This is a genomic window from Streptomyces sp. W1SF4, assembly GCF_003950035.1.
Taxonomy (GTDB): domain Bacteria; phylum Actinomycetota; class Actinomycetes; order Streptomycetales; family Streptomycetaceae; genus Streptomyces; species Streptomyces racemochromogenes.
In genome coordinates, this window is the sequence record NZ_CP034350.1 from 5,145,808 (window position 1) to 5,166,272 (window position 20,465).

Below are 20,465 nucleotides of genomic sequence, written 5' to 3' on the forward strand. Positions count from 1 at the left end.
CCATGAGCAGCAATCGCACCCACCAGTGGCGCGGCATCATCGAGGAGTACCGCGACCGGCTGCCGGTGACGGACACGACTCCCGTGGTCACGCTCCGCGAGGGCGGTACTCCCCTCGTCCCCGCCCAGGTGCTCTCCGAGCGCACGGGCTGTGAGGTGCACCTCAAGGTCGAGGGCGCGAACCCGACCGGGTCCTTCAAGGACCGCGGCATGACCATGGCCATCACCAAGGCCAAGGAGGACGGCGCCAAGGCCGTCATCTGCGCCTCCACGGGCAACACCTCGGCCTCCGCCGCCGCCTACGCGGTGCGCGCCGGCATGGTGTCCGCGGTCCTCGTGCCCCGCGGCAAGATCGCGCTCGGCAAGATGGGCCAGGCCCTGGTGCACGGCGCCAAGATCCTGCAGGTTGACGGCAACTTCGACGACTGCCTGGCCCTGGCCCGCGCGCTGTCCGACAACTACCCGGTGGCGCTGGTCAATTCCGTCAACCCGGTGCGCATCGAGGGCCAGAAGACGGCCGCGTTCGAGATCGTCGACGCGCTCGGCGACGCCCCCGACATCCACGTGCTGCCCGTCGGCAACGCGGGCAACATCACCGCGTACTGGAAGGGCTTCAAGGAGTACAAGGCCGACGGCCTGGCCTCCCGTACGCCCCGCGTCTGGGGTTTCCAGGCCTCGGGCTCCGCGCCGATCGTGCGCGGCGAGGTCGTCAAGGAGCCGCACACCATCGCCACCGCGATCCGCATCGGCAACCCGGCCTCCTGGGACTACGCGCTCGCCGCGCGCGAGGAGTCGGGCGGCTTCATCGACGAGGTGACGGACCGCCAGATCCTGGCGGCCTACCGTCTGTTGGCCGCGCAGGAGGGCGTCTTCGTCGAGCCCGCCTCGGCCGCGTCGGTCGCCGGCCTGCTGAAGGCCGCCGAGGCCGGCCTCGTCGACCCCGGCCAGAAGATCGTGTGCACCGTCACGGGCAACGGCCTCAAGGACCCCGACTGGGCGGTCGCCGGCGCTCCGCAGCCGGTCACCGTCCCGGTGGACGCCGAGGCCGCGGCCGTCCGCCTCGGCCTGGTCTGACCCCGCTCCCCGGCCCCTGAGGGGGCCCCGAGCCCCGTTGCCGGATCCCGGAAGTCTCCGGGATCCGGCAACCCGGGCGGTACGGCACCGAAGAGCCCACGGCGATCCCCCCGGATCCGGCGGAAGACCCCGACACGCATCGTGCGCCTCCTGTGCGCCCTATGTCGCGGGAGAACCTTCCTTCGATACGCTGTACTTACATCCGCCACCGCGCATATGACCGCGGTGCTGCCCCGAGGGCCTTCGGGTGTCGTACGTTCTCCAGTACATTCGCAGCGAAGATCCCGCGCAGCCGCCGGATCCCGCACAGTCACAAGGAGTGTCATCGACCGATGGCAGGTCCAGCGTTCCGCGCCGCCGCCGTACGGGTGCGCGTCCCCGCCAGCAGCGCCAACCTCGGCCCCGGCTTCGACGCCCTCGGCCTGGCCCTGGGGCTCTACGACGACGTCGTCGTCCGGGTAGCCGACTCCGGCCTGGACATCGACATCGCGGGTGAGGGCGCCGACACCCTCCCGAGGGACGAGAGCCACCTCCTCGTACGCTCCATGCGCACCGCCTTCGACCTGCTGGGCGGGCAGCCGCGCGGCCTGGAGGTCGTCTGCGCCAACCGCATCCCGCACGGCCGGGGCCTCGGCTCCTCCTCCGCCGCGATCTGCGCCGGCATCGTCGCCGCCCGCGCCGTGACCATAGGCGGGGAGGCCAAGCTCGACGACGCGGCGCTGCTGGAGCTCGCCACCGAGATCGAGGGCCACCCCGACAACGTCGCCGCCTGTCTGCTCGGCGGTTTCACCCTGGCGTGGATGGAAGGCGGCAGCGCCAAGGCGATCCGGATGGACCCTGCGGATTCCATCGTTCCGGTGGTCTTCGTCCCGTCGAAGCCGGTCCTGACCGAGACCGCCCGCGGCCTGCTGCCGCGCAGCGTCCCGCACGTGGACGCGGCCGTCAACGCGGGCCGCGCGGGCCTGCTCGTGGAGGCCATGACCAGGCGTCCCGAGTTCCTGCTGCCCGCCACCGAGGACCGGCTGCACCAGGAGTACCGGGCCCCGGCGATGCCGGAGAGCGTGGCACTCGTCAACCGGCTGCGGGCGGACGGCATCCCCGCGGTCATCTCCGGCGCGGGCCCCACGGTCCTCGCGCTGGTCGACAACGGCGCGGCCGACAAGGTCGCGCTGCTCGCGGGCGAGGGGTGGGCCGCCAACCGGCTCGCGCTCGACGCCGCGGGCGCGAGCGTCCTGCCGCTGGGCGCCCAGGGCGGTCAGCCCGTGTCGTGACGACACGGCCCGTCGGGGCGGACGGCCGGGCAGGCCGCCCGCCCGCGACGGGCGATTGCCGGTGATTGAGAGGGGGAATGTCTGTTGGATCCGGTAGTGTTAATCTCAAGTGCGCATCCGAAGCCGCCATGGCTCGGTGCTCAGTGTCCCCATCCGGGACCACATTTCTTCCGGGAGCCTCCCCGACTGCTTTGATCGCTGCCAGCAGTTTCGAGCACGCTCCGGAAATCGGCGTGACATTCCCACGCTTTCCAGCTCGGGGGCTTCTCGCCGGAACCACCATGCACGTTTCTCTCCGCCGTAACTCTTACCGGCGGACCACCGCCCCGGCACGGTCCACACACCCGGACCGTTGTCGGACAGCACAACCGGTCGCCGAGCCAGACAGGCCGACGTCCGCTCCAGGGAAGGACCCTTCGTGAGCGACACCACCGATCTGATGGGCGCTGCCGACACCAACGTCGACACCAGTGCCCCCGCCGCGGGCGCGGCCCCGAAGCGCCGCCGCTCCGGCACCGGCCTTGAGGGCATGGTCCTGGCCGAGCTGCAGCAGGTCGCGTCGGGCCTCGGTATCAGGGGCACCGCGCGGATGCGCAAGAGCCAGCTGATCGAGGTCATCAAGGAGGCGCAGGGCGGCAGCGCCCCCAAGGCCGCCGCCGCGGCCCCCGCCGCCGACGCCGCCGAGGCCAAGCCGAAGCGCCGCGCCACCAGCAAGGCCCGTACGGGCGAGGCCGCCGCCGCGGCCCCCGCCGAGAAGCCCGCCGCCCAGGCCCAGATCGAGATCCCGGGCCAGCCGGCCAGCGACGACGCCCCGATCGGCGAGCGCCGCCGCCGCCGGGCCACCGCACCCTCCGGCAGCCCCGAGTCCTCGGCCCCCGCGGCCGTGCAGGTCGAGCAGAAGACCGAGGCCGCCGCCCCGGCCGCGCAGCCCGAGGCCAAGGCCGAGGCCGCCGTCGCCGTCTCCGCGCAGGCCCAGGGCCAGGCGCAGGAGACCGCCGAGGGCCGCACCCGCCGCGACCGCCGTGACCGCGGCGACCGTGGTGAGCGCGGCGAGCGCGGCGAGCGTCAGCAGGGCCGCCGTGAGCGCGGTGCCAAGGCCGACGAGCAGGGCCAGCAGCAGGGCGGCCAGGGCCAGCAGCAGGGCGGCGGCCGCCAGGACCGCGCCGACCGCGCCGACCGTCAGCAGCAGGGCGGCCGCGGCCAGGGCCGGCAGGACCGTCAGGACAACGGCCCGCAGGACGACTTCGACGGCGAGGACGGCCGTCGCGGCCGTCGCGGCCGCTACCGCGACCGCCGTGGCCGTCGCGGCCGCGACGAGTTCGCGCCGAACGAGCCGCAGGTCGCCGACGACGACGTGCTGATCCCCGTCGCGGGCATCCTCGACATCCTCGACAACTACGCGTTCATCCGGACCTCGGGCTACCTGCCCGGCCCGAACGACGTGTACGTCTCCCTCGCCCAGGTCCGCAAGGCCGGCCTGCGCAAGGGCGACCACACCACCGGTGCGGTCCGCCAGCCCAAGGACGGCGAGCGCCGCGAGAAGTTCAACGCCCTCGTGCGCCTGGACTCCGTCAACGGCATGGCGCCCGAATCCGGCCGCGGCCGACCGGAGTTCCAGAAGCTGACCCCGCTCTACCCGCAGGACCGGCTCCGCCTGGAGACCGACCCGGGCGTGCTGACGACCCGCATCATCGACCTCGTGTCGCCGATCGGCAAGGGCCAGCGCGGTCTGATCGTGGCCCCGCCGAAGACCGGCAAGACCATGATCATGCAGGCGATCGCCAACGCGATCACCACCAACAACCCCGAGTGCCACCTGATGGTCGTCCTGGTCGACGAGCGTCCGGAAGAGGTCACCGACATGCAGCGGTCGGTCAAGGGCGAGGTCATCTCCTCGACCTTCGACCGCCCGGCCGAGGACCACACCACCGTCGCCGAGCTGGCCATCGAGCGCGCCAAGCGCCTCGTCGAGCTGGGTCACGACGTGGTGGTCCTGCTGGACTCCATCACCCGTCTGGGCCGCGCGTACAACCTCGCGGCGCCCGCCTCCGGCCGCATCCTGTCCGGTGGTGTCGACTCGACCGCGCTGTACCCGCCGAAGCGCTTCTTCGGTGCCGCGCGCAACATCGAGGACGGCGGCTCGCTGACCATCCTGGCCACCGCGCTCGTCGACACGGGCTCGCGCATGGACGAGGTGATCTTCGAGGAGTTCAAGGGCACCGGCAACATGGAGCTCAAGCTCGACCGCAAGCTCGCCGACAAGCGCATCTTCCCGGCCGTCGACGTCGACCCGTCGGGTACGCGCAAGGAGGAGATCCTCCTCAACAGCGAGGAGCTCGCCATCGTCTGGAAGCTGCGCCGGGTGCTGCACGCGCTCGACTCGCAGCAGGCGATCGAGCTGCTGCTCGACAAGATGAAGCAGACGAAGTCGAACGCCGAGTTCCTGATGCAGATCGCCAAGACGACCCCGGCCGGCAAGAACGACGACTGACCGGGTCGCCCGCAACACGGAACCGCCCCCGCCGCACCCGCGGCGGGGGCGGTTCCCTTTGTGCGAGCTTCGCCACACGCCTGCGCCCGCGGGGCCCCGTACGCAACCCTTGGTGTCCGGATCGGGCTCCTCGAGGGCATCCGGTGACGCTCCGTGTTCACGGGGGAGGGGGGTGCGGAGCGGTCCGCGCTCCGTGGAACCCTGGAATGCGCTAGTCCGTCTGTGTGAGAGAGCAGTCGGCAACGAAGCCAGGACCGAGGAGAGCATGAGCGAGGACAGCAGGGGCAGCGGTCGCAGAGCGGCACGCAGGCGCGGGCGCCGGGCGCAGCCGCGCCGCCGCAGGGGCCTCAGGGTCGCCGCCTGGACCGCCGCGGGGGTGGTCCTGCTGGGCGGGGGGAGCCTCGGCTGGTTCTACTTCAAGCTCAACGGCAACCTGCACAGCGTCGACATCGACCAGGCCCTCGGCAAGGACCGCCCGCCGAACGTCGACAACGGCTCGATGGACATCCTCGTCCTCGGATCCGACTCCCGCGACGGGGCGAACAGCGAGTACGGCGCGGACGACGGCGGCTCGGCCCGCTCCGACACCGCGATGATCATCCACCTCTACGAGGGCCACAAGCAGGCCAGCGTGGTGTCGATCCCGCGCGACACGATGCTCCCGCGGCCCGCCTGCCCCACCGGCAAGGGGAAGACCAGCGCCCCCAGGCAGCGCGCGCAGTTCAACGAGGCCTTCACCATCGGCGGGGCGGCCTGCGCGGTCAAGACCGTCGAGGCGATGTCGGGGATCCGCATGGACCACTACATCGAGGTCGACTTCACCGGCTTCAAGAAGATCATCGACAACCTCGGCGGGGTCGAGCTCACGACCACCAAGCCGATCAAGGACGACGGCAGCCACCTCGACCTGCCGGCCGGCTCCCACAAGCTCAACGGCGAGCAGTCCCTCGGCCTCGTCCGCACGCGCAAGAGCGTCGGCGACGGCGGCGACCTGGGCCGAATACAGCTCCAGCAGGCCTTCATCAAGGCGCTGATCAAGCAGGTCAAGGGCGTGGGGGTGTTCGACAGCCCGAAGAAGCTCTACGGCCTCGCGGACGCCTCCACCAAGGCGATCACCACCGACAAGGCGCTCGGCGACGTGAAGTCCCTCGCGAGCTTCGCCCAGGGGCTCCAGGGCATCAGCGCGGAGAACATGCACATGATCACCCTGCCGGTGGGTCCGGACCCGCTCGACAGGGACCGGGTGGCGATCCTGCCCAAGGACTCCAAGATGGTCTGGGACGCCCTGCTGGCCGACCAGCCCATCCCCGCCGCGGCCACCGAGCACTCCAACGGGGACAAGAGCACCGCGGGCTCGATCGTCCGGTAGCCCTCCCCGCCGGAAGGCGGCAGGAATAGAAGCCGGCCCCCTCCCGTTGAAGGCAGCGTTCCCGGAATTTTGACAGGCGGCCCGGTCCTGGCAGACTGGTCTGTCGGCCCCGGTTCACGCAGTGCGCAATTCGGCTCCTGCGACCCGGCGCCCTCCCGAATCTAGGAGACACCTTGAAGCGCGATGTTCACCCCGAGTACGTCGAGACCCAGGTCAGCTGCACCTGTGGCGCGTCGTTCACCACCCGCAGCACCCTGACCGAGGGCACCATCCGTGCCGAGGTCTGCTCCGAGTGCCACCCGTTCTACACGGGCAAGCAGAAGATCCTCGACACCGGTGGCCGCGTGGCCCGCTTCGAGGCCCGCTTCGGCAAGGGTGCGGCCAAGAAGTAGCGCGACCCAGGCGCCGGTCACCGGCCGCCCCCTGACCACACGGGGGTGGCCGGACCGGCGCCTTTGTCGTCGTATCGACAGCCCAGCCCCTTTTTGACTTTTTTCACCCCAGGAGCATCCGATGTTCGAAGCGGTCGAGGATCTGGTCGGCGAGCACGCCGACCTCGAGAAGAAGCTCGCCGACCCTTCGGTCCACTCCGATCAGGCGAACGCCCGCAAGCTCAACAAGCGCTACGCGGAGCTGACGCCGATCGTCGCGACCTTCCGCGCCTGGAAGCAGGCGGCCGAGGACATCGAGACGGCCAAGGAGCTGGCGGCCGACGACCCCGACTTCGCCGCCGAGGTCAAGGAACTGAGCGCCCAGCGCGAAGAGCTCACCGAGAAGCTCCGCCTGCTGCTCGTCCCGCGCGACCCCAGCGACGACAAGGACGTCCTCCTGGAGATCAAGGCGGGCGCCGGCGGCGACGAGTCCGCCCTGTTCGCCGGCGACCTGCTGCGCATGTACCTGCGCTACGCCGAGCGCGTCGGCTGGAAGACCGAGATCATCGACTCCACCGAGTCCGAGCTCGGCGGCTACAAGGACGTCCAGGTCTCCGTCCGCACCAAGGGCGGCAACGGGGCCACGGAGCCCGGCCAGGGCGTCTGGGCCCGGATGAAGTACGAGGGCGGCGTGCACCGCGTCCAGCGCGTGCCGGCCACCGAGTCCCAGGGCCGCATCCACACCTCCGCCGCCGGCGTGCTCGTCACCCCGGAGGCCGAGGAGGTCGAGGTCGAGATCAACATGAACGACCTCCGCATCGACGTGTACCGCTCCTCGGGCCCCGGCGGCCAGTCCGTCAACACCACCGACTCGGCCGTGCGCATCACGCACCTCCCGACCGGCGTGGTCGCCTCCTGCCAGAACGAGAAGAGCCAGCTCCAGAACAAGGAGCAGGCCATGCGCATCCTGCGCTCGCGCCTCCTGGCCGCCGCCCAGGAAGCCGCCGAGCAGGAGGCCTCCGACCAGCGCCGCAGCCAGGTGCGCAGCGTCGACCGCTCCGAGAAGATCCGTACGTACAACTTCCCGGAGAACCGGATCTCGGACCACCGGACCGGTTTCAAGGCGTACAACCTGGACCAGGTGCTCGACGGCGACCTCGACTCGGTCATCCAGGCCTGCGTCGACACCGACTCCGCGGCGAAGCTCGCGGCCGCGCACTGACCTTCGCCCCACCCCCCATGACAGCAGCCCGGAGGACCAGCGTGAACTTGCTGCTTGCCGAGGTGGCCCAGGCCACCCAGCGGCTGGCCGCCGCCGGCGTGCCCTCACCGCGTTTCGATGCGGAGGAGCTCGCGGCCTTCGTGCACGGCGTCAAGCGGGGGGAACTGCACCACGTCAAGGACGCGGACTTCGACGCCCGCTACTGGGAGGCCGTCGCCCGCCGCGAGGCGCGCGAGCCGCTCCAGCACATCACCGGCCGGGCCTTCTTCCGGTACCTGGAGCTCCAGGTCGGCCCCGGGGTGTTCGTGCCCCGGCCCGAGACCGAGTCGGTCGTGGACTGGGCCATACACGCCGTCCGCGCCATGGACGTGGTCGAGCCGCTGATCGTGGACCTGTGCACCGGGTCCGGCGCCATCGCGCTCGCCATGGCCCAGGAGGTGCCGCGCTCGCGCGTGCACGCCGTGGAGCTCTCCGAGGACGCGCTGCGCTGGACCCGCAAGAACGCCGAGGGCTCCCGGGTCACCGTCCACCAGGGCGACGCGCTCACCGCGCTGCCCGAGCTGGACGGACAGGTCGACCTCGTCATCTCCAACCCGCCGTACATCCCGCTCACCGAGTGGGAGTACGTCGCCCCGGAGGCCCGCGACCACGACCCCGAGATGGCGCTGTTCTCCGGCGAGGACGGCCTCGACACCATCCGCGGCATCGAGCGCACCGCCCACCGCCTGCTGCGGCCCGGCGGCATCGTCGTGATCGAGCACGCGGACACGCAGGGCGGCCAGGTGCCGTGGATCTTCGCCGACGAGCGGGGCTGGGCCGACGCCGCCGACCACCCCGACCTGAACAACCGTCCGCGCTTCGCGACCGCCCGCAAGGCCATGCCGTGACCCGCGCGCCCGCCGCCCCCGCCACCCCCACGCTGCACGAGGAGATCCGCTGATGGCCCGGCGATACGACTGCAACGACGCGACGGACCGCAAGACGGGTCTGCGCGAAGCGGCCTCCGCCGTCCGCCGCGGAGAGCTCGTCGTGCTGCCCACCGACACCCTGTACGGGATCGGCGCGGACGCCTTCAGCGCGGAGGCCGTCGGCGACCTCCTCGCCGCCAAGGGCCGCGGCCGCAACATGCCCACCCCCGTCCTCATCGGCTCCCCGAACACCCTCCACGGCCTGGTGACGGACTTCTCCGAGCAGGCGTGGGAGCTCGTCGACGCCTTCTGGCCGGGCGGGCTCACGCTGGTCGCCAAGCACCAGCCGTCGCTGGCCTGGGACCTGGGGGAGACCCGCGGCACCGTCGCCGTGCGCATGCCCCTGCACCCCGTCGCGATCGAGCTGCTGACCGAGGTCGGCCCGATGGCCGTCTCCTCGGCCAACCTGTCCGGGCACCCGGCGCCGGCCGACTGCGACGCGGCGCGCGAGATGCTGGGCGACTCCGTCTCCGTGTACCTGGACGGCGGCCCCACGCCGAGCACCGAGCCGTCGTCGATCGTCGACGTCACCGGGAAGGTTCCCGTCCTGCTGCGCGAGGGGGCGCTGAGCGCCGCACAGCTGCGGGAGGTCGTACCCGACCTCGAGGTGGCTCCGTGAGCCCTCAGGGGCGTGGCATAGCCAAGGAAGACTCCTTCCGCATACTCCACGTCAGCACCGGGAACGTGTGCCGCTCGCCCATCACCGAGCGGCTGACGCGGCACGCGCTCGCCGACCGCCTGGGCGTCCTCGGCCTGCCGGCCGGGGACCTCATCGTGGAGAGCGCCGGCACCTGGGGCCACGAGGGCGCCCCGATGGAGGCCAACGCGGCGGCCGTGCTGGCGGACTTCGGCGCGGACGCGACGGGGTTCACCGGGCGCGAGCTGCTCGACGAGCACGTCATACGCGCCGACCTGGTGCTCACCGCCACCCGGGACCACCGGGCGCAGGTCATCTCCATGGGCCACTCGGCGGGGCTGCGGACCTTCACGCTGAAGGAGTTCACCCGGCTCGTACGGGCGATAGACCCGGCCACGCTGCCGCCGCTGGACGACGGCATGGCGGAACGGGCGCGGGCCCTGGTACGGGCCGCCGCCGCGCTGCGCGGGTGGCTGCTGGCGCCGTCCGCCGACGCGGACGAGGTGTACGACCCGTACGGGGCGCCGATCACGTTCTTCCGGTCGATCGGCGACGAGATCAACCAGGCCCTGGACCCCGTGGTCACGGCCCTGACGGGCCTCGACGCCCACCGCTGAGGCCCGCCTCCACCACGTGCCGCCCGCGCGGGCGGGGCGGGCCGGGCGGGCCTACAGTGGCTGGTACCGGTTACCCCACTGTGCGGGAGTCGCGCCATGAGCGTCATGACCCAGCCCGCGGACGCCCTGCGCCAGCAGGACCCGCAGATGGCCGACGTCCTCGAAGGGGAGCGGCGCCGGCAGGAACAGACGCTGCAGATGAGCGCCGCCGAGAACTTCGCCTCGCCCGCCGTGCTCGCCGCGCTGGGGTCCGTGCTCTCCAACAAGTACGCCGAGGGGTACCCCGGCGCCCGCTACCACGGCGGCTGCGAGTACGTGGACCTCGCCGAGCGGACGGCGGTGGAGCGGGCCAGGGCGCTCTTCGGGGTCGAGCACGCCAACGTGCAGCCGCACTCCGGTTCCGCGGCCGTCCTGGCCGCCTACGCGGCGCTGCTGCGGCCCGGGGACACCGTCCTGGCCATGGGGCTGGCCCACGGCGGGCACCTCACGCACGGCTCGCCCGCCAACTTCTCCGGCCGCTGGTTCGACTTCGTCGGCTACGGCGTCGACGCCGAGAGCGGGCTCGTCGACTACGAGCAGGTGCAGCGGCTGGCGCGGGCGCACCGGCCCAAGGCCATCGTCTGCGGGTCCATCTCCTACCCCCGGCACCTGGAGTACTCGGCCTTCCGGGAGATCGCCGACGAGGTCGGGGCCTACCTGATCGCCGACGCCGCCCATCCGATCGGGCTCGTGGCCGGCGGGGCCGCGCCCAGTCCGGTCCCGTACGCGGACGTCGTCTGCGCGACCACCCACAAGGTGCTGCGCGGCCCCCGCGGCGGGATGCTGCTGTGCGGAGCCGAGTTCGCGGAGCGGGTGGACCGGGCGGTGTTCCCCTTCACCCAGGGCGGCGCCCAGATGCACTCCATCGCCGCGAAGGCGGTGGCCTTCGGAGAGGCGGCCGCACCGCCCTTCACCCGGTACGCGCACCGGGTCGTGGCCAACGCCCGCGCCCTGGCCGCCGCCCTGGAGCAGCGCGGGTTCGCCGTGACGACCGGCGGGACGGACACCCACCTCATCAGCGCCGACCCCGCGGCGCTCGGCGTGGACGGGCCGACGGCGCGCGGCCGGCTGGCCGCCGCCGGGATCGTCCTGGACACCTGCGCGCTGCCGTACGGGGACCAGCGCGGCATCCGCCTGGGCACCGCGGCGGTGACCACGCAGGGGATGGGGGAGCCGGAGATGGCCCGGATCGCGGAGCTGTTCGCCGCCGCCCTGGGCGGGGAAGCGGCCCGGACGCGGGCCGAAGCAGCCGCTCTGACGGGTGGTTTTCCCCCGTACGGGGCGTAACCGGTACGAGCATGGCGTAGTGGAACCGGAACGGGGCCTCCGTGCGTCCTCGTCCCTGGTGACATCGCGGCTAATGTGTGGGGCTGAGATGGCCGGCGATACATCTGGGGCAGCCAGTGCGTGAATATCTGCTGACGCTTTGCGTCACGGTCGCGGTGACCTACCTGCTGACCGGGCCCGTGCGGAAGTTCGCGATCGCGGCCGGCGCGATGCCGGAGATCCGCGCGCGCGACGTGCACCGCGAGCCCACCCCGCGGCTCGGCGGCATCGCCATGTTCGGCGGCATGTGCGCGGGGCTGCTGGTCGCCGACCACCTGCAGAGCCTCAACAAGGTCTTCGAACAGTCCAACGAGCCCAGAGCGCTGCTCTCGGGTGCCGCGCTGATCTGGCTGATCGGCGTCCTGGACGACAAGTTCGAACTCGACGCGCTGATCAAGCTGGGCGCCCAGATGATCGCCGCGGGTGTGATGGTCATGCAGGGCCTGACCATCCTGTGGATTCCGGTTCCGGGCATCGGGACGGTGGCGCTCACCCAGTGGCAGGGCACCCTGCTCACGGTGGCGCTGGTGGTGATCACCATCAACGCGGTGAACTTCGTCGACGGCCTCGACGGTCTGGCGGCGGGCATGGTCTGCATCGCCACGTGCGCGTTCTTCCTCTACGCCTACCGGATCTGGTTCGGCTACGGCATCGAGTCCGCCGCCCCGGCGACCCTCTTCGCGGCGATCCTGATGGGCATGTGCCTGGGCTTCCTGCCGCACAACATGCACCCCGCCCGGATCTTCATGGGGGATTCCGGGTCGATGCTGATCGGCCTGGTGCTGGCGGCCTCGGCCATCTCGATCACGGGGCAGGTGGACCCCGACACGATGGCCCTTTTCGTCGGTGGTGAGCGCAACGCCACCCACGCGATGCTCCCGGTCTTCATTCCGCTGCTGCTGCCCCTGACCATCATCGCCATTCCGATGGCGGACCTGGTCCTGGCGATCGTGCGGCGCACCTGGAACGGGCAGTCGCCCTTCGCCGCGGACCGCGGCCACCTGCACCACCGGCTCCTGGAACTCGGGCATTCCCACAGCCGGGCCGTACTCATCATGTATTTCTGGTCGGGCCTGATCGCATTCGGCACGGTGGCCTATTCCGTGCATTCGGCCTCGATGTGGATCGTGCTGTCGCTGGCCGCGCTGAGCGCGCTCGGACTCGTACTGCTCCTGATGCCGCGGTTCACCCCGCGGGCGCCGCGCTGGGCCGAGGGCCTGGTGCCGCCGCGCTACCGGCACGCGGACCGGGCGGCGGAGGCGGCGGTGCGCAACGACGAGGGGACGGAGCCGGCGCCGGCGCGGCCCGTCGTGGCAGGTGTGTCGGGCGTCAACGGAGCGACCGCCGTAGGCCCCCGTTCGCGCCTCCCCGACCGGCGTAAGGCCGGATCGGCACGCTGACGGGCTGGGCGCATTTCCGACATGGGCGCCCTTTACCAGACAATGAGGCGGCTTGTCTTGCACACACGGGCGCGTTAGCCCTCATGTGTGACAGTCAGCACACCTGACAGGTAAAGCTCTCATCAAATAGTTTGTGATACCGTTCACTAAACCCGGTGACAGAGCCGAAGGACCGTAGTGCGACGGTCCATTGGCCCGAGGCTCTCACTCGGACCGGGCTTACGCTCGTCCCCGTACGAGTTCCCGTACGAGTCCGTGCCCCCACCACCACGCGGAGCAAACCGCCATGCGGTCAGATGACGTCCGATCCCTCCTGCAAACCGCCGTACCCACCGCTGTCGCCGGCGCAGTCGCCGCCGTGATCAGCGGTCTGGTCGTCGGAGGCAAGGGTGCCGTCGGAGCAGTCGTCGCGACCGTGGTCGTGATCCTGTTCATGGGCCTCGGATTCGTCGTCCTGCAGCGCACGGCGAAATCCCTGCCGCATCTGTTCCAGGCCATGGGCCTCATGCTCTACGCCGCGCAGATCCTGCTGCTCTTCGTCTTTCTCGCCGTGTTCAAGAACACGACACTGTTCCACCCCCGGGCGTTCGCCATCACGCTCGTCGCCACCACCCTCGTGTGGATCGGCGCACAGACGCGTGCCCACATGAAGGCGAAGATCCTTTACGTCGAGCCGGACTCGGCCAAGGGTGAAAAGCCCGAAAACCCGGGGTCGAAGTCGTGAGGGGTAGGGCCGGGATAAGTGTGCGTTCGAGATGCTGCTATCGTCCGGTTCCAACTGCGGCTCTGCGGGCGCGGGCATCTGAGCTGACGCCTGTTCCATCGCGAGGCTCGATGCCTGACTGCCGCCCCCACACCCGTTACACCAGTCCAGTGCCGAACCGCGGCCTCGCGCCGCGCCGACACAACGAGGTTGCCGTACCTATGCGCCACGCTGAAGGAGCCCGCGGTGAGTGCTGACCCGACGCAGGTCCTCGCCTTCGAGACCGACTGTCACATCTTCGACGGATGTGGCTTCCCCGGCCCGGGCCTGCACTCGTTCCTCTTCGAGCCGCTCTGGGGCGAAGCCGGCAGCAATGCCTACTTCAACAAGCCGATGCTGCTGGCCCTCCTGGGCTCGATCATCATCGTGGCCTTCTTCTGGGCCGCCTTCGGCAAGGCGAAGATCGTCCCCGGCAAGCTCCAGATGGTCGGCGAGGCCGGCTACGACTTCGTGCGCCGCGGCATCGTCTACGAGACCCTCGGCAAGAAGGAGGGCGAGAAGTACGTCCCCTTCATGGTCTCGCTGTTCTTCTTCGTCTGGATCCTGAACGTCTGGTCGATCGTCCCGGTGGCCCAGTTCCCGGTGACCTCGATCATCGCGTACCCGGCCGTGCTCGCCCTGATCGTCTACGTGATCTGGATGTCGGTCACCTTCAAGCGCCACGGCTTCGTCGGCGGCCTGAAGAACCTCACCGGCTACGACAAGAGCCTCGGCGGCGTCCTGCCGCTCATCATGGTCATCGAGTTCTTCTCGAACGTCCTGGTGCGCCCGTTCACGCACGCGGTCCGACTCTTCGCGAACATGTTCGCCGGTCACACCCTGCTGCTGCTCTTCACGATCGCCAGCTGGTACCTGCTGAACGGCATCGGCATCGCCTACGCCGGTGTGTCGTTCGTGATGGTGATCGTGATGACCGCCTTCGAGCTCTTCATCCAGGCCGTCCAGGCGTACGTCTTCGTCCTCCTGGCCTGCAGCTTCATCCAGGGCGCGCTCGCCGAGCACCACTGAGCCAGGCCCGCCCCGCTCAGCCCCCCGTATTCGTCCGGTGGCCAACCCCCACCGGATCCGTGAAAGAGAAGGAAGAACTGGCATGTCCCAGACCCTTGCCGCCGTCACCGGCTCCCTCAGCTCCGTTGGTTACGGTCTCGCGGCCATCGGCCCCGGCGTCGGCGTCGGCATCATCTTCGGTAACGGCACCCAGGCCCTCGCCCGCCAGCCCGAGGCTGCCGGCCTGATCCGCGCCAACCAGATCCTCGGCTTCGCCTTCTGTGAGGCGCTCGCCCTGATCGGTCTGGTCATGCCGTTCGTCTACCCGAGCTCCTGATCCTCGGTCTCGACGAACAGTCCACTAGACGAAAGGCACTGATGTGAACCTCATGGTTCTGGCGGCCGAGGAGATGGAAAACCCCCTCATCCCGCCGATCCCCGAGCTCGTCATCGGTCTGATCGCCTTCGTCATCGTCTTCGGCTTCCTCGCGAAGAAGCTCCTCCCGAACATCAACAAGGTTCTGGACGAGCGCCGCGAGCAGATCGAGGGCGGTATCGAGAAGGCCGAAGCCGCTCAGACCGAGGCTCAGAGCGTGCTGGAGCAGTACAAGGCCCAGCTCGCCGAGGCCCGGCACGAGGCCGCGCGCCTGCGCCAGGACGCGCTGGAGCAGGGCACTGCGCTGAAGGAAGAACTGCGCGCAGAGGGCCAGCGGCAGCGTGAGGAGATCATCGCTGCCGGTCACGCCCAGATCGCGGCAGACCGCAAGGCCGCCGCTCAGGCGCTGCGTCAGGACGTGGGCAAGCTCGCCACCGACCTGGCCGGCAAGCTCGTCGGCGAATCCCTCGAGGACGCCGCTCGTCAGAGCCGCACCATCGACCGCTTCCTCAGCGAGCTTGAGGAGAAGGCCGAGGCGGCCCGATGAACGGAGCGAGCCGCGAGGCGCTGGCCTCCGCGCGCGAGCGACTCGACGCGCTGACGGACAACACGTCCGTCGACGCGGCGAAGCTCGCCGGCGAGCTGGCAGCCGTCACCGCGCTGCTCGACCGTGAGGTCTCGCTGCGTCGGGTCATCACGGACCCGGCGCAGTCCGGCGAGGCCAAGGCCGAGCTGGTCGGCCGGCTGCTGTCCGGCCAGGTCTCCGGGGAGACCCTGGACCTGGTGTCCGGCATGGCGCGCTCCCGCTGGTCGCAGTCCCGCGACCTGGTGGACGCGCTGGAGGAGCTGGCGGCCACCGCCGACCTCACGGCGGCCCAGCAGGCAGGCGGCCTCGACAACGTCGAGGACGAGCTCTTCCGCTTCGGGCGGATCGTCGCCTCCAGCACCGAGCTGCGTTCCGCGCTGACCGACCGCGCCGCCACCGGCGCCGCCAAGAGCGAGCTGCTGCGCAGCCTGCTCGGCGGCAAGGTGAACGCCGTCACCGAGCGCCTGGTGATCCGTCTCGTCACGCACCCGCGTGGACGTAGCCTGGAAGCGGGACTCGAGTCCCTGTCCAAGCTCGCCGCCGAGCGACGGGGCCGCATGGTCGCCACCGTGACCAGCGCGATCCCGCTCAGCGACGTGCAGAAGCAGCGTCTCGGAGCGGTGCTGGCCAAGCTGTACGGCCGCCAGATGCACCTGAACCTCGACGTGGACCCCGCGGTCCTCGGCGGGATCTCGGTGCGAGTCGGCGACGAGGTCATCGACGGCACCATCGCGGACCGCCTCGCCGAGGCGTCGCGCCGCATGGCCGGCTGACCAGCCGCCACCACACAGATACAAAGCATTCCTAGCGGCCCGGTTGGGCCGTGCAGAACTTGCAGAAGATTCCTGGGGGTCACCCCCAGACCCCTAAGAAGCTTCAGGCCCAACAAGGAGAGCAGGGAACCCAGATGGCGGAGCTCACGATCCGGCCGGAGGAGATCCGGGACGCACTGGAGACCTTTGTCCAGTCGTACCAGCCGGACGCGGCCTCGCGCGAGGAGGTCGGAACGGTCAGCGTTGCCGGCGACGGCATCGCGAAGGTGGAGGGCCTGCCCTCCGCCATGGCGAACGAGCTGCTGAAGTTCGAGGACGGCACCCTCGGTCTCGCCCTCAACCTCGAGGAGCGCGAGATCGGTGCGATCGTCCTCGGCGAGTTCAGCGGTATCGAGGAGGGTCAGCCGGTGCAGCGCACCGGTGAGGTCCTCTCCGTAGGCGTCGGCGAGGGCTACCTCGGCCGCGTCGTCGACCCGCTCGGCAACCCGATCGACGGCCTCGGCGAGATCGCGACCGAGGGCCGCCGCGCCCTCGAGCTGCAGGCCCCGGGCGTCATGGTCCGCAAGTCGGTGCACGAGCCCATGCAGACCGGCTACAAGGCCGTCGACGCCATGGTGCCGATCGGCCGCGGCCAGCGTCAGCTGATCATCGGCGACCGTCAGACCGGCAAGACCGCTCTGGCCGTCGACACGATCATCAACCAGCGTGACAACTGGCGCTCCGGTGACGTGAACAAGCAGGTCCGCTGCATCTACGTCGCCATCGGCCAGAAGGGCTCGACCATCGCGTCCGTTCGCGGCGCCCTGGAAGAGGCCGGCGCGCTCGAGTACACGACGATCGTCGCCGCCCCGGCGTCCGACCCGGCCGGCTTCAAGTACCTGGCGCCGTACACCGGTTCCGCCATCGGTCAGCACTGGATGTACGCCGGCAAGCACGTCCTGATCATCTTCGACGACCTGTCGAAGCAGGCCGACGCCTACCGCGCCGTGTCGCTGCTGCTGCGCCGCCCGCCGGGCCGCGAGGCCTACCCGGGCGACGTCTTCTACCTGCACTCCCGTCTGCTGGAGCGCTGCGCGAAGCTCTCCGACGAGATGGGTGCCGGCTCGATGACCGGTCTTCCGATCGTCGAGACCAAGGCCAACGACGTGTCGGCGTTCATCCCGACCAACGTCATCTCCATCACCGACGGCCAGTGCTTCCTGGAGTCCGACCTGTTCAACGCGGGCCAGCGCCCGGCGCTGAACGTCGGTATCTCGGTCTCCCGCGTCGGTGGTTCCGCGCAGCACAAGGCCATGAAGCAGGTCTCCGGCCGTCTCCGCGTCGACCTGGCCCAGTACCGTGAGCTGGAGGCGTTCGCCGCCTTCGGTTCCGACCTGGACGCCGCGTCGAAGGCCTCGCTGGAGCGCGGCAAGCGCATGGTCGAGCTGCTGAAGCAGGGCCAGTACCAGCCGATGCCCGTCGAGGAGCAGGTCGTCTCCGTCTGGGCCGGCACCACCGGCAAGATGGACGACGTCCCGGTCGAGGACATCCGCCGCTTCGAGTCGGAGCTGCTGGAGCACCTGCGCCGCGAGCGCAAGGACCTCCTCACCTCCATCGCCGACGGCGGCAAGATGTCGGACGACACGCTGGGCTCGATCGCCGACGCGATCGCCGCCTTCAAGCGCCAGTTCGAGACCTCCGACGGAAAGCTCCTGGGCGAGGACGTCCCGGCCGTCAACGTCTCCAAGTGACGACGGAAGGGACCTGACTCATGGGAGCGCAGCTCCGGGTCTACAAGCGTCGCATCCGTGCCATCACGGCGACCAAGAAGATCACCAAGGCGATGGAGATGATCGCCGCCTCGCGCATCGTCAAGGCGCAGCGCAAGGTGGCGGCGTCGATGCCGTACGCGACCGAGCTCACCCGTGCGGTGACCGCGGTGGCGACCGGCTCGAACACCAAGCACGCCCTGACCACCGAGGTCGAGACGCCGACCCGGGCCGCGATCGTGCTCATCACGAGCGACCGCGGTCTGGCCGGCGGCTACTCCTCGAACGCCATCAAGCAGGCCGACCGGCTCACCGAGCGGCTCCGCGCGGAGGGCAAGGAGGTCGACAGCTACATCGTCGGCCGCAAGGGTGTCGCCTACTACGGCTTCCGTGAGCGCAAGGTCACGGAGTCGTGGACCGGCTTCACCGACAGCCCGGCCTACGCCGACGCCAAGCGCGTCGCGGCGCCGCTGATCGAGGCCATCCAGACGGAGACGGCCGAGGGCGGCGTCGACGAACTGCACATCGTCTACACGGAATTCGTGTCGATGATGACGCAGAACGCCGTGGACGGCCGGATGCTGCCGCTCAGCCTCGACCAGGCTCAGGAGGAGGACGGCGCGAAGGGCGAGATCCTTCCGCTGTTCGAGTTCGAGCCGTCGGCGGAGGACGTCCTCGACGCCCTGCTGCCGCGCTACGTCGAGAGCCGGATCTACAACGCACTGCTGCAGGCGGCCGCTTCCGAGCACGCTGCCCGCCGCCGCGCGATGAAGTCGGCGACCGACAACGCCGGAGACCTCATCAAGAGCCTCTCCCGGCTTGCCAACGCGGCCCGCCAGGCCGAAATCACCCAGGAAATCAGCGAGATCGTCGGTGGCGCGAGCGCCATGGCCGACGCGACCGCGGGGAGTGACAAGTAATGACGACCTCTGTTGAGACGGCCGCCGCCACGGGCCGCGTCGCCCGGGTCATCGGCCCGGTCGTCGACGTGGAGTTCCCCGTCGACGCGATGCCCGACATCTACAACGCGCTGAAGGTCCAGGTCGCCGACCCGGCCGAGGACGGCGCGCTCAAGACGCTGACCCTTGAGGTCGCCCAGCACCTGGGTGACGGCATGGTCCGCACGATCTCCATGCAGCCCACCGACGGTCTGGTCCGCCAGGCCCCGGTGACCGACACGGGCGAGGGCATCACCGTCCCCGTCGGTGACTTCACCAAGGGCAAGGTGTTCAACACCCTGGGTGAGGTGCTGAACTACCCGGAGGCGAACGCCGAGGTCACCGAGCGCTGGCCCATCCACCGCAAGGCGCCCTCCTTCGACGAGCTCGAGTCGAAGACCGAGATGTTCGAGACCGGCGTCAAGGTCATCGACCTTCTCACCCCGTACGTCAAGGGTGGAAAGATCGGTCTGTTCGGTGGTGCCGGTGTCGGCAAGACCGTTCTGATCCAGGAAATGATCTACCGCGTCGCCAACAACCACGACGGTGTGTCGGTCTTCGCGGGCGTCGGTGAGCGTACCCGTGAGGGCAACGACCTCATCGAGGAAATGGGCGACTCGGGCGTCATCGACAAGACGGCCCTCGTCTTCGGCCAGATGGACGAGCCCCCGGGCACCCGTCTGCGCGTCGCGCTCGCCGGTCTGACCATGGCGGAGTACTTCCGCGATGTTCAGAAGCAGGACGTGCTGTTCTTCATCGACAACATCTTCCGGTACACCCAGGCGGGTTCCGAGGTGTCGACCCTGCTCGGCCGCATGCCCTCCGCGGTGGGTTACCAGCCGAACCTGGCCGACGAGATGGGTCTCCTCCAGGAGCGCATCACCTCGACCCGTGGTCACTCGATCACCTCGATGCAGGCGATCTACGTCCCCGCGGACGACCTGACCGACCCGGCGCCGGCGACCACCTTCGCCCACCTCGACGCGACGACGGTTCTCTCCCGTCCGATCTCCGAGAAGGGCATCTACCCGGCCGTGGACCCGCTGGACTCGACGTCCCGCATCCTCGACCCGCGGTACATCGCGGCGGACCACTACGCGGCCGCCATGCGTGTCAAGGGGATCCTGCAGAAGTACAAGGACCTCCAGGACATCATCGCGATCCTCGGTATCGACGAGCTGGGCGAGGAGGACAAGCTCGTTGTCCACCGTGCCCGTCGCGTCGAGCGCTTCCTGTCGCAGAACACCCACGTCGCCAAGCAGTTCACCGGCGTGGACGGTTCGGACGTTCCGCTCGACGAGTCGATCACTGCGTTCAACGCGATCTGCGACGGTGAGTACGACCACTTCCCCGAGCAGGCGTTCTTCATGTGCGGTGGCATCGAGGACCTGAAGGCCAACGCCAAGGAGCTGGGCGTCTCCTGATCCGGCGCGCTCCGCGAGGAGCGCATCCGGCTCACAAGCTGCACCGGAGAGGGGCGGGTGTGTCCCGTCCCTCTCCACACGCCCAT

The 20,465-nt window shown here is 70.1% G+C and carries 19 protein-coding genes; all 19 read left to right on the forward strand.

The genetic code is table 11. The features are described from left to right. Window positions 1–2: 2 nt before the first annotated feature. The 19 genes from thrC to atpD all read left to right on the forward strand — a co-directional run bounded on the left by thrC (window position 3) and on the right by atpD (window position 20,379). Window positions 3–1,073, forward strand: coding sequence for a threonine synthase (thrC, locus tag D1J60_RS24180; protein ID WP_125822515.1), 1,071 nt, complete (start codon window positions 3–5; stop codon window positions 1,071–1,073). Between the two features lie 332 nt (window positions 1,074–1,405). Continuing rightward, window positions 1,406–2,344 carry a homoserine kinase gene (gene thrB / locus D1J60_RS24185; protein WP_125599035.1) on the forward strand — a complete coding sequence of 313 codons (939 nt, stop codon included), beginning with the start codon at window positions 1,406–1,408 and terminating at the stop codon, window positions 2,342–2,344. Window positions 2,345–2,762: 418 nt separating this feature from the next. Continuing rightward, entirely contained in the window at window positions 2,763–4,835 is a 2,073-nt protein-coding gene (rho, locus tag D1J60_RS24190; protein WP_125599032.1) for a transcription termination factor Rho, read from the forward strand. A 265-nt stretch (window positions 4,836–5,100) separates the two neighbouring features. After that, complete coding sequence (locus tag D1J60_RS24195) at window positions 5,101–6,204, forward strand: LCP family protein (RefSeq protein ID WP_125599029.1); 1,104 nt, start codon at window positions 5,101–5,103, stop codon at window positions 6,202–6,204. A 173-nt stretch (window positions 6,205–6,377) separates the two neighbouring features. Further along, on the forward strand, window positions 6,378–6,596 hold the full coding sequence (gene rpmE / locus D1J60_RS24200) for a 50S ribosomal protein L31 (protein WP_007266580.1): 219 nt from the start codon (window positions 6,378–6,380) through the stop codon (window positions 6,594–6,596). A gap of 121 nt (window positions 6,597–6,717) precedes the next feature. Then, window positions 6,718–7,797, forward strand: coding sequence for a peptide chain release factor 1 (gene prfA, locus D1J60_RS24205; RefSeq protein WP_125599026.1), 1,080 nt, complete (start codon window positions 6,718–6,720; stop codon window positions 7,795–7,797). A 41-nt stretch (window positions 7,798–7,838) separates the two neighbouring features. Beyond that, window positions 7,839–8,684: a peptide chain release factor N(5)-glutamine methyltransferase gene (gene prmC, locus D1J60_RS24210; RefSeq protein ID WP_007266582.1), complete on the forward strand. Its 846-nt coding sequence runs from the start codon at window positions 7,839–7,841 to the stop codon at window positions 8,682–8,684. A gap of 52 nt (window positions 8,685–8,736) precedes the next feature. Continuing rightward, window positions 8,737–9,384 carry an L-threonylcarbamoyladenylate synthase gene (locus D1J60_RS24215; protein WP_007266583.1) on the forward strand — a complete coding sequence of 216 codons (648 nt, stop codon included), beginning with the start codon at window positions 8,737–8,739 and terminating at the stop codon, window positions 9,382–9,384. After that, complete coding sequence (locus D1J60_RS24220) at window positions 9,381–10,019, forward strand: protein-tyrosine-phosphatase (protein WP_125600454.1); 639 nt, start codon at window positions 9,381–9,383, stop codon at window positions 10,017–10,019. Before D1J60_RS24215 ends, D1J60_RS24220 begins: the two co-directional genes overlap by 4 nt. A 96-nt stretch (window positions 10,020–10,115) precedes the next feature. After that, window positions 10,116–11,345: a serine hydroxymethyltransferase gene (gene glyA, locus D1J60_RS24225; RefSeq protein WP_125822516.1), complete on the forward strand. Its 1,230-nt coding sequence runs from the start codon at window positions 10,116–10,118 to the stop codon at window positions 11,343–11,345. A 104-nt stretch (window positions 11,346–11,449) separates the two neighbouring features. Further along, window positions 11,450–12,784: an MraY family glycosyltransferase gene (locus D1J60_RS24230; RefSeq protein ID WP_185899554.1), complete on the forward strand. Its 1,335-nt coding sequence runs from the start codon at window positions 11,450–11,452 to the stop codon at window positions 12,782–12,784. Between the two features lie 286 nt (window positions 12,785–13,070). Then, window positions 13,071–13,508 (forward strand): hypothetical protein, encoded by a 438-nt coding sequence (locus D1J60_RS24235; RefSeq protein WP_125600445.1) that lies wholly within the window; start codon window positions 13,071–13,073, stop codon window positions 13,506–13,508. A gap of 210 nt (window positions 13,509–13,718) precedes the next feature. Beyond that, window positions 13,719–14,555: a F0F1 ATP synthase subunit A gene (gene atpB, locus D1J60_RS24240; protein WP_007266588.1), complete on the forward strand. Its 837-nt coding sequence runs from the start codon at window positions 13,719–13,721 to the stop codon at window positions 14,553–14,555. Between the two features lie 82 nt (window positions 14,556–14,637). Beyond that, window positions 14,638–14,871, forward strand: coding sequence for an ATP synthase F0 subunit C (atpE, locus tag D1J60_RS24245; protein ID WP_007266589.1), 234 nt, complete (start codon window positions 14,638–14,640; stop codon window positions 14,869–14,871). A 43-nt stretch (window positions 14,872–14,914) separates the two neighbouring features. Beyond that, on the forward strand, window positions 14,915–15,457 hold the full coding sequence (locus D1J60_RS24250) for a F0F1 ATP synthase subunit B (RefSeq protein ID WP_007266590.1): 543 nt from the start codon (window positions 14,915–14,917) through the stop codon (window positions 15,455–15,457). Beyond that, window positions 15,454–16,269: a F0F1 ATP synthase subunit delta gene (locus tag D1J60_RS24255; RefSeq protein WP_125822517.1), complete on the forward strand. Its 816-nt coding sequence runs from the start codon at window positions 15,454–15,456 to the stop codon at window positions 16,267–16,269. Before D1J60_RS24250 ends, D1J60_RS24255 begins: the two co-directional genes overlap by 4 nt. A 134-nt stretch (window positions 16,270–16,403) precedes the next feature. Continuing rightward, window positions 16,404–17,999 carry a F0F1 ATP synthase subunit alpha gene (gene atpA, locus D1J60_RS24260; protein ID WP_007266592.1) on the forward strand — a complete coding sequence of 532 codons (1,596 nt, stop codon included), beginning with the start codon at window positions 16,404–16,406 and terminating at the stop codon, window positions 17,997–17,999. Window positions 18,000–18,019: 20 nt separating this feature from the next. Next, complete coding sequence (locus D1J60_RS24265; protein ID WP_007266593.1) at window positions 18,020–18,937, forward strand: F0F1 ATP synthase subunit gamma; 918 nt, start codon at window positions 18,020–18,022, stop codon at window positions 18,935–18,937. Next, window positions 18,937–20,379, forward strand: a complete 1,443-nt coding sequence (gene atpD / locus D1J60_RS24270) for a F0F1 ATP synthase subunit beta (RefSeq protein ID WP_031148271.1) — start codon at window positions 18,937–18,939, stop codon at window positions 20,377–20,379. Before D1J60_RS24265 ends, atpD begins: the two co-directional genes overlap by 1 nt. Window positions 20,380–20,465 lie beyond the last annotated feature (86 nt).